Raw genomic sequence first — 964 nt, forward strand, 5'->3', positions numbered from 1 at the left:
TGCGATACCCTTTTCAACTGCCGGGATAAACTCACGCGGCACAGCACCACCAACAATCTCATTTACAAACTCTAAACCTTCTTCGCCATCCGCTAAGGGCTCAAACTTAAGCCAAACATGCCCATACTGACCACGCCCACCTGACTGACGAACAAATTTACCTTCAATATCACTAATATTTTTAATCGCTTCACGGTAAGCCACCTGCGGCTTACCAATATTTGCCTCAACACTGAACTCACGCTTCATGCGATCAACGATGATATCCAGGTGCAATTCGCCCATTCCGGAGATAATCGTCTGGCCCGTCTCTTCATCGGTTTTTACTCTAAACGAAGGATCTTCCTGCGCAAGCTTACCTAGGGCAACACCCATCTTTTCCTGGTCTGCCTGCGTACGAGGCTCCACTGCAACCGAAATTACAGGCTCTGGAAACTCCATACGCTCAAGCGTAATCTTGTTCTCAATATTACATAGCGTTTCGCCAGTAGTAACATCCTTAAGGCCGACCGCAGCTGCAATATCTCCAGCCAATACTTCTTTTATTTCTTCTCGGTCATTTGCATGCATCTGCACCATTCGACCAATGCGCTCCTTCCTACCCTTAACTGGGTTATACACGGTATCGCCGGTTTTTAGCGATCCAGAGTAGACCCTAAAGAAAGTCAGAGTACCAACAAAGGGGTCCGTCGCAATCTTAAACGCAAGAGCAGAAAATGGAGCAGAATCATCAGCCTCTCGAGACTCAACAGTCTCGTCATCATCAAGCACACCCTCGATCGCTTTAACCTCTTCAGGAGACGGCAGGTACTCAACAACAGCATCAAGCATCGCCTGAACACCTTTATTCTTAAAGGCAGAACCGCCAATAACCGGCACAATCTCATTCGCCAACGTACGCTTGCGAATCGCCTGCTTTATTTGCTGCTCAGAAAGCTGCTCACCTTCTAAATAAAGCTCCATC

At 47.5% G+C, this 964-nt stretch carries 1 protein-coding gene; it reads right to left on the reverse strand.

The genetic code is table 11. From position 1 onward, the window contains the following. A partial coding sequence (locus A3766_RS01290; RefSeq protein ID WP_255375272.1) for a translation factor GTPase family protein occupies positions 1-964 on the reverse strand: 964 nt, incomplete at both ends.

The sequence above is a fragment of the Oleiphilus sp. HI0132 genome, from assembly GCF_001635845.1.